The organism is Mesorhizobium sp. M1142, assembly GCF_040318565.1.
Lineage (GTDB): Bacteria > Pseudomonadota > Alphaproteobacteria > Rhizobiales > Rhizobiaceae > Mesorhizobium.
In genome coordinates, this window is sequence record NZ_JAMYMK010000014.1 from 54,524 (window position 1) to 70,255 (window position 15,732).

Below are 15,732 nucleotides of genomic sequence, written 5' to 3' on the forward strand. Positions count from 1 at the left end.
GCCCTCTTTGACATGCAATGGGCGCTCAGCCTTTGATCGCCGCAGTCAGCTCGTCATAGGCCTTGCAGGCGTCAGCCGCTGTTGTGCCACCCGGATACTTGGTTGTGACCGCTTGGACCTTGGCTGTGAGATCGGCTGCCTTGGCCGGATCCTTGGTAATCGCAGCCTGAAGCGCTGCAGTCATGTCCTGAGCCTTCTTGCTCAGCATCTCGGTCGTGCACTCCGGTGCCTTGGAACAGGCGGAGCCGGCAAGTGCCGCGATACCAACGGCAACCAGCAAAAACGTCTTCATGTCAGTCATCTCCTCAAAAAGGGCCGCGACTTGATCGTCGCTCACCCTCCACTGGCCGAAGCCGGGCGTCCTTAGCGCCGGATCGCTGGAACAAGCAACGCCCGGAGGCCCATTATCCTGTGCAGTGCGCCTGCAATATCGCTTCCACGACGCACCGGATTCGCACTGTTCGATCCGCTCCGAAGCCCCTATCTTGGCCGCTTGTTGCAAGAGAGCGGAACGGCAGGCATGGCGGCAGAGGCATCGAACAGCGATCTGATCCAGGTGGTGGCGCTGCTTGCCGCCGGCGTCGTTGCGGTGCCGATCTTCAGGCGCATGGGACTTGGCTCCATCCTCGGCTATTTGACGGCCGGCGTCGTGATCGGCCCGTTTGGGCTGCGCATCTTTTCCGAATCGGAAGCCATTCTTCATGTCGCCGAACTCGGCGTCGTCATGTTCCTGTTCATCATCGGACTGGAGATGCAGCCGTCACGGCTGTGGGGCCTGCGCCGCGAGATTTTCGGGCTTGGCGCGCTGCAGGTCGGCGTCTGCGCGGTCCTGCTGACCGGCGTCGGGCTGGCGGGAGGTTTTCCTATCGCGCAATCCTTCGTCGCCGGCGCCGGTTTCGTGCTCACCTCGACGGCCATCGTCATGCAATTGCTGGAAGAACGCGGCGAGCTGGCCACGCCCAAGGGCCAGCGCATCGTTTCGGTCCTGCTTTTGGAAGACCTGGCCATCGTGCCGCTGCTGGCGCTGATCGCCTTCCTCGCGCCGGGCGGTGCCGATATGAGCCTGTCGGATCGGTTGACGGAGGTCGGTATCGGCCTTGCCGCGATCGTCGGGCTGGTGCTTGCAGGACGCTATCTGCTCAATCCGTTCTTCCGTATCCTGGCGGATGCGCGCGCCCGCGAGGTGATGACCGCAGCCGCCCTTCTGGTCGTTCTCGGATCGGCGCTCGCCATGCAGCTTTCCGGCTTGTCGATGGCGATGGGCGCCTTCCTGGCCGGCGTACTCTTGTCGGAATCGACCTTCCGCCACCAGCTGGAGGCCGACATCGAACCGTTCCGCGGCATTCTGCTCGGGCTGTTCTTCCTCGCCGTCGGCATGTCACTTGACCTGCATGTGGTCGTCGTCAACTGGCAGCTCATTGCCATCTATGTCGTCGCCTACATGATGATGAAGGCGATCGGCATCTATATCGTTGCCCGCGTCCTCAAAACCGGCCACCGGGAAGCGCTCGAGCGCGCGGTCTTCATGGCGCAAGGCGGCGAATTCGCCTTCGTCCTCTATTCCGCAGCAGCGGCAGTCGGGATCATCGATAGCCAGGCCAATGCGATGCTGACCGCTATCGTCATCATTTCCATGGTGCTGACGCCGTTGGCAATCGTAGCCCTGCGGTATCTGACGCCGCGCGACGAGCAGTCGCTTGAAGGCGTTGATGTCGCCAACGGCCTGACCGGCAGCGTGCTGATCATCGGCTTTGGCCGGTTCGGCCAGATCGCCAGCCAGCCGCTTTTGTTGCGCGGCATCGACGTATCGATCATCGACAATGAGGTCGAAATGATCCAGGCGGCAGCCGATTTCGGCTTCAAGGTCTATTATGGCGACGGCACGCGGCTGGACATCCTGCGTGCCGCGGGAGCCGGGCGGGCACGCGCAGTGCTGATCTGCGTCGACAAGCCCGATGCCGCCGTGCGCATCGCCGAACTGATCAAGGCGGAATTTCCCTTGCTGACGGTGCTGGCACGGGCTTTCGACCGCGGTACGGCGTTGCAGCTCATTCGTGCCGGCGTCGACTATCAGCTCCGCGAGACCTTCGAATCGGCGCTTGTCTTCGGCGGCTCGACACTGGAAGCCCTTGGCGTCGACCCGGAAGAGGTCGCCGAGGTCATCGAGGATGTCCGTCGCCGCGACGTTGCCCGTTTCGAACTTCAGCTGGCCGAAGGCATCCGCGCCGGGCGACGCTTTCTCAAAGGCAATATCGGCACCCCCATTCCGACGCCGCTCAGCACGCCACGACGCGCGGGCCAGGCGCTCAACGAAGAGACCGCCGGCGTGCTGCAGAAATCCGAACCGGCCGATTAAACCTTGGAATGACGCGAATGATGAACGAACTGGACGAGCGCGCTCTCTCCGTCACCAGATTCTGGCGCGACGCCGGGGAGGAGGCATGGTTCGAGAAGAACGACGCCTTTGATGCCGACTTCCGCACCCGGTTTTTCGATCTGCACTTCGCCGCCGCCGGCCGCGAATGCGACGGCTGGTCTGAACACGCCGAAGGGTCGCTGGCACTGATGATCCTCCTCGACCAGTTTCCGCGAAACTGCTTTCGCGGCACCGGCCACATGTACGCCACGGACCCGCTGGCGCGGCATTTCGCCGGGAAGGCGATCGCTGACGGCCATGACCTGGCGCTCGACGAAGAGCTCCGCGTTTTTCTCTATCTGCCCTATGAGCATTCGGAGGACCTCGCCGATCAGCTCAAATCGGTGGAGCTTACAGCCGCCAAGGCGCCATCCTACCTGAAATATGCGAGCGAGCATCGCGACATCATCCAGCGCTTCGGCCGTTTTCCGCACCGAAACAGGATGCTTGGCCGCGAGACGACACCGGACGAACAAATGTTCCTCGACGGAGGTGGGTTTTCCGGCTGATTTCGGGCTCCGATGGCGGCAGCGTCAGGCCTTCCACCAATCCCGGCCTGACGGCAGCCGTTCAATGCCCGATGTGTCGACTGCGGCCAGCCGCTCCGACACGCTCTTGCTGTCGACCACGAGCTCCGGCGCAATTTCTGCCAGCGGTGCCAGCACGAAGGCGCGCTCCAGCATGCGCGGATGCGGCACCTCCAGCCCGGTCTCGTGGATAACGCGGTCGCCGAACACCAGAATGTCGATATCGATCAGGCGCGGCCCCCAGCGCTCCTCGCGCACCCGCTTCAGTTTTCGCTCGGCATCAAGGCAGAGGTCCAGCAACTCTCGCGGTGCGAGCGCGGTCCAGATTTCGGCCGCCGCATTGAGGAAATCCGGCTGATCGAGCTTGCCCCAAGGCGGCGTGCGGTAGAGCGACGAAACGGCAACGACGCGCGTGCTCTCGTCGGCATCCAGAATGCCCAGTGCCGCAGCCATCGACCTCGCCGGATCACCGAGATTGCCGCCGAGACTGAGATAGACGGTATTATTCTGGCCAGACAACGGTCACCTCGACATGATCGAGCACACCCGGCACCGGGGCATTCGGCTTGCGCACGGTGATCTCGGCCTTTTTTATCTGCGGAAACCGCGCCGTCAGCGCCCTCGCCACTTCGAGCGCCAGCGCTTCGATCAGAAAGCGCCGCTCGCCTGTAATGATCTTCTCGATGACCGCAAAAGCGATGCCGTAATTGACGGTGTCCTCGATGGAATCCTCGACCAGCGCCCGCCCGGGATCCACCGTGAGTGCCGCATCGACATAAAAGCGCTGGCCGAGCGTCTCTTCTTCGTCCAGCACACCGTGCCGAGCGAAGAAAGCGCAGTTTTTCATGCGGATGACATACATGGCTCAGCTTTCCCCGATCTCACGCGCCAGCATAGCATCGGCAATGGCCAACGCATCCACGTTGATTGCGACATCGTGGACGCGAAAGAGATGCGCGCCTCTGAGCCTCAGGATGACGCTGGTGGCCGCGGTTCCGGCGCCCCTTGCGGCTGCATCGCGGCCGGTGACGGTGCCGATAAAGCGCTTTCGCGATGTGCCGGCCATCAGTGGAAAACCCAGCGCACGAAGCTCGGAAAACCGTGCCATCAGGTCAAGATTTTCAGCGGCCGTCTCCTTGGCGAAGCCGAAGCCCGGGTCGAGCACGATATGGTCGTCGGCAACACCGCTCCGTCGCGCAATTTCCAGCGACTTCCTGAGGAAGAAGAGCTGATCGGCAATCACGTCGGGTAGTTTCTGTCGATCCCGTCCCGTGTGCATGATGACAAGCCCGGCGCCGGTTTCGGCCGCGACGCGGGCAATGCCCGGTTCGCGCTGCAGGCCCCAGACATCATTGACGATATGTGCGCCGGCTTGAACGGCGAGCCGGGCCGTTTCCTCGCGATAGGTATCGACCGAGATCAGCGTTCCGCCAGACGTCGCGAGCGCCTCGATGACCGGCAATATGCGAGCCTGCTCTTCCTTTGCGGAGATCGCAGACGCCCCGGGACGTGTCGATTCTCCGCCGATGTCGATGACGGAGGCCCCCTCCCCGACCATGCGGCGCGCCTGGTCAACTGCTCTTTCAGGCGCATCGAACAGGCCGCCGTCGGAAAAACTGTCCGGCGTGATGTTGAGGATGCCGACGACCACGGCCTTGCCACCAATGTCGAGATGGCGTCCGTGGGCTAACTGCCATCGCCCTGTCATCATTGCCCATCAACCATGCCCGATCCCGCGGCGTGGCCGGGGATCAATTCCGTTGCGCCGGAGACGGCGGTAAAGCAAGGTGGGCAAAGAGGCAACACAATGAAACGATCCTTCCTTTGCGCCCTGATGCTCGCCCTGACCGCATTCCCGGCCAGCGCTGCAACTCTCGTCAAGACATATAGTTATTTCCCGATCGGCGGCAGGACGCTCGACGACATCGAGACCCAGCTGTCGAAACTCGGGCCTCGGGTGAAAAGCACCGGGTCGCGGCATCCAGGCGCTACCCAGATGGCGTTCACCACCCGCGTCAGCTATGCGCAAAAGCCGGGCTCGTGCTGGATTGCCGACGCTGTCGTCACCGTCAAGGTCAAGGTGATCCTTCCGCAGTGGCGCCGCCCGCGGAAAGCCGATGCAGGCGTCAGGCTGTTCTGGGATACGTTGTCCGCCGACATCAAGCGCCATGAGGAACGCCACGTCGAGATTGCCAAGAACCATGGCCGCGAACTCGAAGACGCCTTGAAGGCGAGCTACCCGGAAAAGACCTGCGAACTGGCCAAGGCCAAGGCCGCAAAAATAACGGCGGCCATGCTCGCCAAGCACGACCAGGAGCAGATGCGCTTCGATCGTGTGGAAAGCGTCAATTTCCAAAGCCGCATCCTGCGGCTCTTGAATTACCGCATCGAGCGCATTGAGAACGGCCGACTCGCTCCCGGCTGAACTTCGCGTCGTCGGAAAAGCCAATTTGGACCAAAGCCAATTTTGCCGAAACATGGTGCCAGCTTCGAAAAACTTTCGAGCCGCTGTCGAAATCGGCCTATAGCGAACGACATATATCGAGTTCGCAGGGCTCATCTCAAAGGCACGAGAACACGGCCAATCTGTACACTCGACGCACTCCAGCGCCTCGCGGACGTGCACCCAAGCGTAATGGGATGAATGGATATGGACCAGGCTATCGACAAGCAAGCGATGGTGGAAACCAGCACGCCGCTGACCGAAACCGAGAAAAACGCCATCATCGGCGGCGTGCTCTTGTCGATGCTGCTGGCAGCGCTCGACCAGACCATCGTCGCGCCGGCGATGCCGACGATGGCACGTCTGCTCGGGCATGCCGAGTATCTGCCGTGGATCGTGACCGGCTATCTTCTGACCGCGACCGCCGTGGCGCCGCTCTACGGCAAGATCTCCGACATTTATGGTCGCCGGCCGACCGTCTATGCTGCAATCCTGATCTTTCTCGCCGGCTCGCTGGTCAGCGCCACCGCCCCCAACATGCTGGTCCTGGTTGTCGGCCGGGCGATCCAGGGCGCAGGCGGCGGCGGGCTGTTCGCCCTGACGCAGACCGTGATCGGCGACCTCGTGCCGCCGCGTGAGCGGGCTCGCTACGCCGCCTGGATCTCGGGCACCTGGGCCGTCGCCAGCATCGCCGGGCCGCTGCTCGGCGGCACCTTCGCCGAACATCTGCATTGGTCGCTGATCTTCTGGATCAACATTCCGCTCGGCCTGCTGGCGATGGCGATCATCAACAACCCGCTCAAGAAGCTGCCGATCGCCGCAAAACATCACCGCATCGACGGCCTCGGCGCGCTGCTTCTGGTCGCGGCCACCTCGCTGCTGCTGCTTGCCTTGAACTGGGGCGGCAGCGAGTATCCCTGGCTGTCGCCTGAAATCCTTGGACTGCTCGCCGGCTCAGCGGTGTTCTGGAGCGCGTTCGCGCTGAGGCTGCTGCGTGCGGCCGAACCGCTGATCTCGCTCGAAGTGCTCGGCAATCCGATCGTTCTCGCCGGGACGCTGTCGATGTTCCTGCTGCAGGCCGCCAATGTCGGCTTGTCGGTCTATCTGCCGGTCTACCTGCAATCGGTCGTCGGCCTGTCGGTCAGCGAATCGGGCACCGCGTTGCTTGGGCTGATGCTCGGCACGGTGGCCGGTGCGACCTTCAGCGCGCGAATGATCCCGCGCTTTTTCCACTATAAACGCATTGCCATGATCGGAACGGTTTTCTCGATCCTGTGCCTCGGCGTGCTCAGCCTGGTCGCCGGGCATGCCTCACTGTTGCTCGTCGAGGTGTTGACGACCTGCGTAGGCCTGGGCACAGGCACGACCTTTCCGGTTGCCACTGTCTCGGTCCAGAACGCTGTCGATCGTATGCACCTTGGCGTGGCGACCGGCGTTCTCACCTTCCTCCGCTCGCTGGGCAGCGCGCTTGGCGTCGCCATGCTTGGTGCCGTCGCCCTTGGCTACGGCCTGCCGCTGGCCAGCGAAGGCACGCAGCCGGCCGGCCATGTTGCCTCGGCCATGCCGTTCGTGATGATCTTTCTTGCCGCGGCCGCAACCTTGCTGTTGTCGTTCATCACGCTCTGGCTGATGCCGGAAAAAACGCTTCGCGGCCATGCCGAGGCTGTGGCCCCAGCGTTGGCGGAGTAGACCGGCCCGACAAAAATACAGCGAGGGTCAGTCGACCACGCCGAGCTTCTTCTGCAAGCTGGTCGACGAGGTCGTATACTGGAACACAATGCGCTCGCCGGGGCTGACGATGCGCTTGGCTGCTTGCGCCATCAAAGCGACCTCATGGAAGCCTGACAGGATCAGCTTCAACTTGCCGGGATACCAGTTGATGTCGCCGACGGCGAAGATGCCGGGTACCGACGTCTGGAATTTTTCGGTGTCGACCGGGATCAGGTTCTCGTGGAGATTGAGGTCCCATTCGGCGATTGGGCCGAGCTTCATCGTCAGGCCGAAGAATGGCAGCATCCGCGTACACGGTACTTCGATATCGCCCTCCGGTCCCTTGATGATGGCGGAGGCGAGCTGGCCGTCGGCGCCGGTCAGGCCAGTCACTTGTCCGACCTGGAATTCCAGCTGCTTCATCTCCTGCATGGCATACATCTTGTTGACGCTGTCGGGCGCTGCACGGAATTCGGGCCGCCGGTGCACCAGTGTCACGCTCTTGGCCACTGGCTGCAGATTCAGCGTCCAGTCGAGCGCCGAATCGCCGCCGCCGACGATGACGAGGTCATGGCCGCGAAAGTCCTCCATCCGGCGCACCGAGTAGAACACGCTCTTGCCTTCATAGGGTTCGATGCCCGGGATCGGCGGCCGCTTCGGCTGGAAAGAGCCGCCGCCAGCGGCGATCACGACGATTTTGGCTTCGAACACCTCGTTTTCGTCGGTAGTGACGCGGAAGCTGCCGTCCTCCAGTCTTTCCAGGCCCGAAACCATGCGGTTATAGGTGAACTCGGGCTTGAACGGCGCGATCTGCTCAAGCAGCTTGTCGACCAGACCTTGCGCCGAGATCGAGGGCCAGCCCGGAATGTCGTAAATCGGCTTTTCCGGGTAGAGTTCGGCGCACTGCCCCCCGGGCCGGTCGAGTATGTCGATCAGATGGCACTTCATGTCGAAGAGGCCGAGCTCGAATACCGCAAACAGGCCGACAGGCCCTGCCCCGACAATGAGTACGTCTGTCTTGATGATAGCGGTCATGAAGCATGCGCCTTTATGGGAAAACGGCGCGACACTGCATGACCATTGGTCCGCTGCCAAGCGGCAGCGGCAAAAATCGGCTTCAGCCCTGGCGGGCCGGCACGCGCACGACCAGCCCGTCGAGGGCGTCGCGCACCTTGATCTGGCATGACAGCCGCGAATTCGGCTGGACGTCGTAGGCGAAGTCCAGCATGTCCTCTTCCATGGCTTCCGGCTCGCCGACCTCCGCCGTCCAGGCTTCGTCGACATAAACATGGCAGGTCGCGCAGGCGCAGGCGCCGCCGCATTCCGCTTCTATTCCCGGCACCGCATTGCGGATCGCATTTTCCATGACGGTCGAGCCGTTTTCGGCATCCACGTCAAAATGCGTGCCGTCATGGGCGATGAAGGTCAGCTTGGTCATTTGTCACCTGAAGGGAGTCTGAGCCGACATAATCACTCTGCCGGACAAGTCAACTGCGGCGCCAAAGCGCCGCTGTGTGGCGTTTCGGGAATAAGTGCTATCGGCTGATGGCGGCGACGAAGTCGCGCACTTCTTCGATCAGCGAGCCAAGCCGCTTCAGCGTGCCGGCGTCTTCGGGCCGGCATTCGATCGCACTGGCGCAATCGGCGATGGCGAAGGCGCCGACCCCGCGCGCCGAGCCTTTGAGCCCGTGTGCCAATAGCAGCCGCTGCCCGACATCCGCATCGACGATCTTGTCGCGCACCGACAGCGCCTGCTGCACGAACAGAGCCAGCACCTCCTGCTCGAGGCTCCGATCGCCCATCGTCTGGCGCGCAAGATGCGCCAGGTCGATCGGCCGCGCCCCGGCTGTCCCCGACACATCGCCGCCGGGCATCGAGAAGGCAATGCCGTTTTCGCCACGTATCACTTTGAGACTCCGTTCTTCGACCGCCGCAAAAACTAGGCGTATCCGGTGGACAACGGGTTAATGATTGGCCCGGAAAAATGTCGCGATAACGGCGCCGGAATCACGGCTGTGTTAACCTTATATTTAAAGTTTTACGTATCGGGCGGAATGCATGTTTTCTTTACCCGGCTGTGTCATTACGATACGACAGGGTCCATTTTCAGCCTCCTGCGCGGGACACGCTAGGCAGAATCAATAAGCAGAACCATAAGTCCCGCCGCAGCTTGTACAGGGTAGCGAAGGCATGGCGAAGAAACCAACGACGACAAGAACGCTCGACAGCGACGTAGCCAGAGAACTCGAAAAGGCACTCGATATCGACCTGAGCGGCGATGCCGGCGGCGACTTCGACATGGCGGCATCCATGGAAGATCTGGAAGCGCAAATATCGCAAGCCGCCGACGAGCTGGCGCGCGAAGGTCGCAGCCAGAACGAACCGCCTGCCCCGGACCAGACCCAGAGCGCGGCACAAGCCGCCAATCAACGCCAGAACGCAAATTCCGCGCCAAAGGCCAAGCCGGCTGAGTTGCGTCCTGTCGCAACGCGCAATGGCTCGCAGCCGGCAGCTTTCTCGCCGGCCAACGACGATCGTCAAAAAGACTATAAAACGCTCCTGCACACCCTCAATCGGCGCGCCTCGAACACGATCTATTGGGTCGTGGCTTTCGTTTCGCTGGCCTGGATCGCCGGCGCTGGCGGCCTTGCGAACCTGTTGTTCGGACCTGGCATCTGGAACATCCGCACCTTCGATCAGTTTTTCGCCCGTCCCGAGCTGATCGGCCTGGCGGTCGCGGCAATCGTGCCTGTCATCCTGTTCTGGGCATTCGCAGTGATGATTCGCCGCGCTCAGGAGATGCGCCTTGCCGCGCAGTCGATGACCGAGGTGGCCTTCCGTCTGGCCGAGCCGGAAAATCTTGCCCAGGATCGCGTCATGATGATCGGCCAAGCGGTTCGCCGCGAGGTGGCAGCCATGGGCGAAGGCATCGAACGCACGCTTGCGCGTGCCGTCGAGCTCGAAACGCTGGTTCACAGCGAGGTGAACCAGATCGAGCGCTCCTATTCAGAGAACGAGTCCCGCATCCGCTCGCTGGTCGATGGGCTGGGCAGCGAGCGCGAAGCAGTCGTCACCCATGCCGAGCGCGTGCGCGCTTCGATCACCGGCGCCCACGAGACACTGAAAGACGAGATCAACGCCGCCAGCGATATCATTCGCGACAGCATTCTCAATGCCTCGACCAAGCTGTCGATGACGATCAACGAATCCGGCGACACGCTGATCGACAGGATCAACGGAAGCTCGATGTCGATCTTCGATTCGGTGGAAGGCCGGCTCGAATCGATCACCGATCGGCTGTCGACGTCGGGCGAGGCCTTCGCCAGCCTGCTCGACACCCGCATCGCCAAGCTGACGGACACCACCGATGGCCTGACGCGGTCGCTGACCGACCTGCTCGACGACCGCACAAGCGGCATGGTGTCGCTGCTCGGCGGCGCCGCCCGCACACTCAATTCGGAATTCGAAGCCAGCCTCAACGGCATTGAGCGGACGCTTGCCGAACGTGGCCAGGCGCTGATCAGCGAGTTCCAGACCCGCGCCGAGGCGCTCGACACCGGCACGCAGAAGCTCAACGCCGCGCTGGAGGCTCGCGCACGCCAGATCAACGAGACGCTGGTCGAGCGCGCGCGCGAAATCGCCCACACCTTCCAGGATAGCAAGGAGACGCTGTCGGCAATGATCGATCAGGGCAAGACCCAGATCGGTGCCGACATGGCCGACATCATTTCATCGACCTCGACCATGCTTGAAGCCCGCGCCGGCGATTTCGCCGGGCGCATGGAAGCGGCACGCCATGTCGTATCGCGTTCGTTCGACACGGACATCCAGCGGCTTGCCGATGCTCGCGCCGGCATAGAGGAAGCCGTTGAAAACCATAGCCGCAAGCTTTCCGAAAGCCGCGACCGGATGGCGGCGGCAATGCAGGCCGATCTGGCGAAATTCGCCGAGGGTCGCGCCGAAATCGACGCAGCGGTGGCCAACCAGGTGCAGAAGCTTGCCGAAGGCCGCAGCCTTATCTCGCGCGCCCTTGAGGAGGATCTGCGCAAGGTCAACGAATCGCGCGCAGCGATCGACGCTTCACTGGGCAGCCATCTCGAAAGCCTTGAAGAGGGTCGCAACAGGCTGGCCCAGGCCCTGAACGAAGACTCCGGAAAACTCGTGCAAGCTCGTACGATAATTGATGAAATGGTTGCCGGGCACGTCGGCAAGCTCGCCGAAGGCCGCAGCATCCTTTCGCGCGCGCTCGAGGCCGACCTCGGCAAGTTGGCAGAGAATCGCGCCGCCATCGACGGCCTCGTCGCCGGTCAGGTCGAAAAGATCGCCGAGGGTCGCGCCATACTCGCCAGTGCGCTGGAAGCCGACATCGCCGGCATCAATGGCCTCATCGAGGCGCATTCGGCGAAATTGGCGCAAGACCGCAGCGGCCTTTCCCAGTCACTCGATAACGACCTCTCCGACATCAGGAGTCTGATCGCTGATCATTCTGGCAGGCTCGCCGATGACCGCAGCCTGCTTTCGAAGACGCTTGAGGACGATCTTGCCAAGCTGGCCGAAAGCCGGTCGAGCATCGATGGGCTGGTTGCCGGCCAGGTCGAGAAGCTGGCGGAAGGCCGCGACATCCTCAAGCGCGCGCTCGAATCGGACCTGAACGCGATCAAGGGCGTCATCGCCAGCCAGTCTGAAAAGCTGGCGGAAGACCGTGGCCAGTTGTCACGGGCGCTGGAGAGCGACCTGGAGGCTGTGCGGGGCGTTGTCTCCGATCACATGAACAAGCTTGCCGAAGACCGTTCGACCCTTTCGAAGGCGCTCGAAGACGATCTCGCCAAGTTGGCCGAAAGCCGCTCGAGCATCGATGTGATGGTTGCCGGCCAGGTCGAAAAGCTGGCAGAGGGCCGCGACATCCTCAAGCGTGCGCTCGAAGCCGATCTGAGCACTGTCAAGGGCGTCATCGCCAGCCAGTCCGAAAAGCTGGCGGAAGACCGTGGTCAGCTGTCGCGGGCACTGGAGACCGATCTCGAGACCGTGCGGGGCGTCGTCTCCGAACATATGAACAAGCTTACCGAAGAGCGTTCGGCCCTCTCGAAAGCGCTCGAGGACGATCTTGCCAGGCTGGCAGAGAGCCGTTCGAGCATCGACGGGTTGGTCGCCGGCCAGGTCGAGAAGCTGGCCGAGGGTCGCGACATCCTCAAGCGCGCCTTGGAAGACGATCTTGCCAAGCTGGCCGAAAGCCGCTCGAGCATCGACGGACTGGTTTCCGGCCAGGTCGAGAAACTGGCCGAAGGCCGCGATATCCTCAAGCGCGCCTTGGAGGCCGATCTCAACACGATCAGGGGCGCCATCGCCGATCAGTCGCAGCTATTGACCGATAATCGCGCGCAGTTTTCGCGTGCGTTGGAAGCCGATCTCGGCAACGTCAACAGCCTTGTCGCAACCCACGCAGAGAAGCTCGTCCAGGACCGCTCGACCCTGTCGAAGGCGCTCGAGGACGATCTCGCCAAGCTGGCCGAAAGCCGTTCGAGCATCGATGGGCTGGTTGCCGGCCAGGTGGAGAAACTGGCGGAAGGCCGCGACATCCTCAGGCGCGCGTTGGAAGCCGACCTGGAGAGGCTTGCAATGAGCCGCAGCGAGGTCGACGAGATCGTCGCCGGTCATGTCGGCAAGCTGAGCGAGGGCCGCGACATGCTGACCCGCGCATTGCAGGACGATCTCTCCAGGCTCGCCGAAACGCGCAAGGATGTCGACCGTTCGCTGTCCGGCCATATCGACCAGATCGCCGCCAGGAGCACCGACATCTCCGATGCAATCGCTGCCGACGTAGAAAAGATCGAGCAGGCGTTCAGCCGGCAGACAGGCATCATCGAGGAGCGCGCCAGCACCATGGAGCGGGCGCTGTCGACGGGTGTCGACAACGTTCGCAGTGTGCTCGAAAAAAGCGCGGTCTTCGTCGCCGGGGCGCTGCGCGAAAAGGTCCTGGAAGTCACCAGCGCGCTGCATGAGCAGGCGGGCGCGGCATTCAGCGATGCCGACCGCAAGATCGCCGAGCGTGCCGAGCAGACCTCGGCTGCCCTGCTCGCCAGGGCGGAGGACATCGCCCGCACCTTTGAAGAGGCGGACCGTCGTCTTGCCGCGCGCGCCGAGGATGCGTCGAGCGCCTTGATTGCCCGCGTCGACGACACGTCGAACACCTTGCTCGCGCGCGCGCAGGAAACGGCCGATCAGCTGGCAGCCAGAGCAAGCGAGATTGCCGGCACCTTCGACGCGGCGGACCACAGGCTGGTCTCTCGCGCCATCGAAACGGCCCAGTCGCTGGCGGCACGTGCCGGCGACATCCTGCGCAATTTCGAAACGGCCGACGAGCGGCTGGGCGTGCGCATCGGCGAATCCGCCGAAGCGCTCGCGGCACGCGCGTCGGATCTGGGTCGCATTTTCGATGCCGCCGACCAGCAACTTATTTCGCGCATTGCCGAAGGCTCCGAAGCACTTTCGGCCCGTGCGTCCGAGATCGGCCGCATCTTCGAGGAGGCGGATCATCGCCTGGTATCCCGTATCGCCGACAGCAGCACTGCCATCGGCGAACATGCCGACACCATTGTCGGCGCCTTCACCAGCACCGAGCAGCGGGTTGCCGAGCGCGCCAGACAGACTGGCCAGGAACTCGCCGTCCATGCCCGTGAAATCGAGCAGGTGCTCGCCGGTGCCGACGAACGCCTGGCATCGAGTGCGGCTGCCACAGCGGCCCGCGTCGAGGAGCAGGTCGCCGGCGTCGAGAACCGCCTCGCCTACTCCGCCGAGACAATGGGCCAAAAGCTCAACGAGCAGGTCGCGAACGCCGAGGCGCAGTTGGTCTCGCGTGCCAACACGATCGCCGAAACCTTCACCGCGGTCGGCCAGCATATCGGCCAGAGCACCAATGACGCTGCAAAGACCATCGGTGCCAATACTCGCGAGCTCAATACGATGCTTGCGGCACGTTCGGCTGAAATATCGAAAATCTTGGACGAGACGGCACGGCCTCTGGTCGAGCGCTTTGCCCAGGGCGGCTCCGAGCTGCAAAAGAGCATGGAAGAGGTCACAGAACGTGCGACCGAGAAGCTGCGCACTCAAAACGCCGCCCTCGTCGACGCCCTCGCCAGCCGCACGGCAGAAACCCTGTCGGCCGTCGAAGGCGCGCGCTCGACGCTTGCCGACAGCGTTGCCGACCTCATCGGCCGCATGACCACTTCCAGCTCGCAGCTCGGTCAATTGATCGAGCAGGCGGCAGGCAATCTCGGCCAGGTTGAAGAACGCCTGACCGGGAGCACGCAAAGCTTCGCAGCGACCACGGAAAAGACCGCGCAGACCTTCGCCAGTTCGGCGCGCCTGGTCGATTCGAACACGACGCGGCTCACCGAGCTGTCGTCCTCGACCTTGCGAGAGGTTGCTTCCATCGCCACCAAGTTCGACGAGCACAGCCGGTTGCTTTCCAGTGCCTCGGACCTGTTGAGCTCGGCCCAGAGCAATCTCGAGCACACGCTCGAAAGGCAATCGTCGCTGGAGGACCTCGCCGTCGGCCTTGTCAAGAAATCGGAAGATCTCGAAAGGGTCATGCGCTCGTTCGAGAATCTGGTCGGCCAAACGCTGCAGAACGCCGAAGGCAAGACGCTGGAATCCGCCGACAAGATCCGTATCGCGATTTCCGAAGTGGTCGATTCGGCCACCAAGCGCTTTGCCGATGCGACCGAGGAGATGCGGCGTACCGCCGGCTCGATCAAGAGCGAGCTCGACCTCACCCGCGCCGAGCTCAAGAAAGGCGTCATCGAGATGCCGGAAGAGGCAAAGGAATCGACCACGGCTATCCGCCGTGCCGTTTCAGAGCAGATCAACGCGCTGAAGGAACTTTCTGAAATCGTTGCGAAATCTGGCCGTAGCGCCGACAGTTCGGAACAGCGCAACCTGCGTCCGGCGCCGCAAGCGCCTGCCGCACGCGCCGCTGAGCCGCCACGTCGCCCGGCTCCGGCTCCAGAACAACGCCGTCCCCCGCAGGCGCCTTCGGGCGAGACGGCGCTGCGCGGCACGCTCGACCTCGAACGCTCCGCAGACCAAGCGCCGCGCCAGCGCGACCCCAACGGCCGCACGCCGCAAGGCGGCTGGGTGCGCGACCTCCTGACCGGTGCATCGCGCGAAGACGATGCCAAGCCGGCGGCACCCGCCGAAGCGCCGCGCCCGGCTCCCGCTGCGCGTTCGCCGCTTCATGTCGTGGAATCGCTGAACTCGCTCTCGGTCGATATCGCCCGCGCCATCGATCACGATGCCTCGATCGAGCTGTGGAACCGCTACCGGCGCGGCGAACGCGACGTCTTCACGCGCCGACTTTACACGCTGAAGGGCCAGCAGACGTTCGACGAGATCCGCCGCAAATATCAGTCGGAGGCGGAGTTCCGAGCTGCTGTCGATCGTTACTGCGACGATTTCGAAAAGCTGCTCAAGGACGTGTCGCGCAACGACCGCGACAACATCATGGCACAGACCTACCTGACCTCGGATACCGGCAAGGTCTACACGATGCTGGCACACGCCAGCGGCCGCCTTCACTAGAGCGGGCGATAGAGAATAAATGAAAAGGCGGGATTTCCCGCCTTTTTCATGCCGTACTG

The 15,732-nt window shown here is 62.9% G+C and carries 12 protein-coding genes; 5 read left to right on the plus strand and 7 right to left on the minus strand.

All coding sequences use genetic code 11. The features are described from left to right. Positions 1-25: 25 nt before the first annotated feature. On the minus strand, positions 26-292 hold the full coding sequence (locus NKH42_RS21835; RefSeq protein WP_352507861.1) for a hypothetical protein: 267 nt from the start codon (positions 290-292) through the stop codon (positions 26-28). Between the two features lie 228 nt (positions 293-520). Here NKH42_RS21835 and NKH42_RS21840 point away from each other — a divergent pair, with 228 nt between their 5' ends. Together NKH42_RS21840 and NKH42_RS21845 are read left to right on the plus strand one after the other, a co-directional pair. After that, on the plus strand, positions 521-2,356 hold the full coding sequence (locus NKH42_RS21840; RefSeq protein WP_352705532.1) for a monovalent cation:proton antiporter-2 (CPA2) family protein: 1,836 nt from the start codon (positions 521-523) through the stop codon (positions 2,354-2,356). Between the two features lie 17 nt (positions 2,357-2,373). Next, the gene (locus tag NKH42_RS21845; protein ID WP_502896223.1) at positions 2,374-2,925 is read left to right on the plus strand and encodes a DUF924 family protein; all 552 of its coding nucleotides are present in this window, start codon (positions 2,374-2,376) and stop codon (positions 2,923-2,925) included. A 24-nt stretch (positions 2,926-2,949) separates the two neighbouring features. On the opposite strand, the gene folK is transcribed toward NKH42_RS21845, so the two are convergent. The 3 genes from folK to folP are packed head-to-tail and all read right to left on the minus strand — an operon-like array spanning position 2,950 to position 4,654. After that, positions 2,950-3,462 carry a 2-amino-4-hydroxy-6-hydroxymethyldihydropteridine diphosphokinase gene (folK, locus tag NKH42_RS21850; RefSeq protein ID WP_352507859.1) on the minus strand — a complete coding sequence of 171 codons (513 nt, stop codon included), beginning with the start codon at positions 3,460-3,462 and terminating at the stop codon, positions 2,950-2,952. Continuing rightward, entirely contained in the window at positions 3,446-3,805 is a 360-nt protein-coding gene (gene folB / locus NKH42_RS21855; RefSeq protein ID WP_023674838.1) for a dihydroneopterin aldolase, read from the minus strand. Before folB ends, folK begins: the two co-directional genes overlap by 17 nt. Positions 3,806-3,808: 3 nt before the next feature. Next, the gene (gene folP, locus NKH42_RS21860) at positions 3,809-4,654 is read right to left on the minus strand and encodes a dihydropteroate synthase (protein ID WP_352752755.1); all 846 of its coding nucleotides are present in this window, start codon (positions 4,652-4,654) and stop codon (positions 3,809-3,811) included. 96 nt (positions 4,655-4,750) lie between these two features. Here folP and NKH42_RS21865 point away from each other — a divergent pair, with 96 nt between their 5' ends. Both NKH42_RS21865 and NKH42_RS21870 read left to right on the plus strand, forming a co-directional pair. Further along, a complete protein-coding gene (locus tag NKH42_RS21865; protein ID WP_254817394.1) occupies positions 4,751-5,368 on the plus strand; it encodes a DUF922 domain-containing Zn-dependent protease in 618 nt (205 codons plus the stop codon). A gap of 225 nt (positions 5,369-5,593) precedes the next feature. Next, positions 5,594-7,075: an MDR family MFS transporter gene (locus tag NKH42_RS21870; RefSeq protein ID WP_254817395.1), complete on the plus strand. Its 1,482-nt coding sequence runs from the start codon at positions 5,594-5,596 to the stop codon at positions 7,073-7,075. Between the two features lie 27 nt (positions 7,076-7,102). On the opposite strand, the gene NKH42_RS21875 is transcribed toward NKH42_RS21870, so the two are convergent. The 3 genes from NKH42_RS21875 to NKH42_RS21885 form a co-directional block, all read right to left on the minus strand. Then, positions 7,103-8,131 (minus strand): NAD(P)/FAD-dependent oxidoreductase, encoded by a 1,029-nt coding sequence (locus tag NKH42_RS21875; RefSeq protein WP_352756213.1) that lies wholly within the window; start codon positions 8,129-8,131, stop codon positions 7,103-7,105. Positions 8,132-8,213: 82 nt separating this feature from the next. Continuing rightward, positions 8,214-8,534, minus strand: a complete 321-nt coding sequence (locus NKH42_RS21880; RefSeq protein ID WP_006334837.1) for a 2Fe-2S iron-sulfur cluster-binding protein — start codon at positions 8,532-8,534, stop codon at positions 8,214-8,216. Between the two features lie 97 nt (positions 8,535-8,631). Beyond that, complete coding sequence (locus NKH42_RS21885; RefSeq protein WP_352507889.1) at positions 8,632-9,000, minus strand: Hpt domain-containing protein; 369 nt, start codon at positions 8,998-9,000, stop codon at positions 8,632-8,634. Positions 9,001-9,286: 286 nt separating this feature from the next. Here NKH42_RS21885 and NKH42_RS21890 point away from each other — a divergent pair, with 286 nt between their 5' ends. Then, entirely contained in the window at positions 9,287-15,673 is a 6,387-nt protein-coding gene (locus NKH42_RS21890; RefSeq protein WP_352507855.1) for an apolipoprotein A-IV repeat region-like domain-containing protein, read from the plus strand. Positions 15,674-15,732 lie beyond the last annotated feature (59 nt).

What these genes read in the sequence shown, in the direction of transcription:
- NKH42_RS21835 (WP_352507861.1), bottom strand. Translation starts at nt 292, where the DNA reads ATGAAGACGTTTTTGCTGGTTGCCGTTGGTATCGCGGCACTTGCCGGC.
- NKH42_RS21840 (WP_352705532.1), top strand. Translation starts at nt 521, where the DNA reads ATGGCGGCAGAGGCATCGAACAGCGATCTGATCCAGGTGGTGGCGCTG.
- NKH42_RS21845 (WP_502896223.1), top strand. Translation starts at nt 2,374, where the DNA reads ATGATGAACGAACTGGACGAGCGCGCTCTCTCCGTCACCAGATTCTGG.
- folB (WP_023674838.1), bottom strand. Translation starts at nt 3,805, where the DNA reads ATGTATGTCATCCGCATGAAAAACTGCGCTTTCTTCGCTCGGCACGGT.
- folP (WP_352752755.1), bottom strand. Translation starts at nt 4,654, where the DNA reads ATGATGACAGGGCGATGGCAGTTAGCCCACGGACGCCATCTCGACATT.
- NKH42_RS21865 (WP_254817394.1), top strand. Translation starts at nt 4,751, where the DNA reads ATGAAACGATCCTTCCTTTGCGCCCTGATGCTCGCCCTGACCGCATTC.
- NKH42_RS21870 (WP_254817395.1), top strand. Translation starts at nt 5,594, where the DNA reads ATGGACCAGGCTATCGACAAGCAAGCGATGGTGGAAACCAGCACGCCG.
- NKH42_RS21875 (WP_352756213.1), bottom strand. Translation starts at nt 8,131, where the DNA reads ATGACCGCTATCATCAAGACAGACGTACTCATTGTCGGGGCAGGGCCT.
- NKH42_RS21880 (WP_006334837.1), bottom strand. Translation starts at nt 8,534, where the DNA reads ATGACCAAGCTGACCTTCATCGCCCATGACGGCACGCATTTTGACGTG.
- NKH42_RS21890 (WP_352507855.1), top strand. Translation starts at nt 9,287, where the DNA reads ATGGCGAAGAAACCAACGACGACAAGAACGCTCGACAGCGACGTAGCC.